Here is a 1192-nt window from a genome sequence, read left to right on the forward strand (position 1 = left end):
GCTCACTAAATTAAGGGCATCATCCAGTTGCTGACGGGCTTCTCGCATATCCAGTTGTTCAGACGAAGCTTTGGCACGTAAATCGGTACTGATAAACAGCCCTTTACCGGCGCGGATAGCTCCCCAGCTGTCCGTGCGCAGTTCAAACCCGTCCCCGCGCTTTTCACGCCCCTGATTAACCAGATGACCGATACTGAGCTGGGATTTTCCCCCGTATTCGGTGCTGAGCTTGATGTGCTCTTGTCCGCGCTTGTCTTCCATCCGTAATTTGTTGTTGGCCGGGGTACGGATAATATTGCGGGTGTTATTTTTATCGGTGATGTGATCAGGGCGATAAGAGTCGTGCAGGGCATGGGCGATATACGGCCGGTCAGGATCGCCTTCGTGAAACGCAACAGCCACTTCTGTCCCCTGAATTAAGGGAAAATGCATCCCGTAGGTATCACCGGCATACGGTTTGGCAAGGCGTACCGGCATACTTTCATAGCCTGTGGCTTTTTCATCACGATCGGCATCAAATTTAACCCAATAAAATCCGTGTTCATCCTGGTGGGCGTAAATATCGTTGTCTTTGGCGCTGGTGATGCGCGCCATGAGTGTGCCGGCAATTACAGGGCGGGGTTTGAGTTCAGGGCGCCAGCACAGGCGTTCAGTATAGGGCGCGGCATCGAAATGGATCACCAGTGCCCGGCTGCGGGCGGCGGAAAAATGTAAACGCGTGATTAAAATCTCAGACTGAAAATCAGCCGGCAGGACAGAGGGCAGGTTATTATCACTGACGCGCAGTACCATTAGGGGGGTTAATGCCGCGGCATTACTTTTGCCGCGCAGTAATGTTTGTTTTGCTGAAAACCGCTCATGATCCAGTTTTGCCCAGAAATGGGCGGATTCAGTTTCCGGCTTATATCTGTCCCCCCGCTCAAGGTGGCGGGCACGGTAATGGTAAACATCGCCGTAATTTATCTCATCGTTGTCCCCGCGGGTTATATCGGTTTCGGCGGACTCCAGAGGGTGCTGTGCCTGACGGTGGTTATAGTCTTTTGTTGTGACATTTTTTTCGACGATCTGATGGCGCAGGGAGAGCGCCCAGACACTTTCAGTGCCGTTATCATTCATGCCTGACGGGCTGTTCAGCGGCAGTTGCATGTCATACAGATAGCCGCGCTGACTGTCACTGAAATGAATCACTTCC

At 52.4% G+C, this 1192-nt stretch carries 1 protein-coding gene; it reads right to left on the reverse strand.

What is annotated here, in order from left to right:
- Positions 1 to 1192, reverse strand: a 1192-nt coding sequence (locus ACMHKJ_RS19270; protein WP_413496455.1) for a type VI secretion system Vgr family protein, incomplete at both ends; no start/stop codon positions are given.

Origin of the sequence: Morganella psychrotolerans, assembly GCF_965118875.1 — a bacterium.
Taxonomy (GTDB): Bacteria; Pseudomonadota; Gammaproteobacteria; order Enterobacterales; family Enterobacteriaceae; genus Morganella; species Morganella psychrotolerans_C.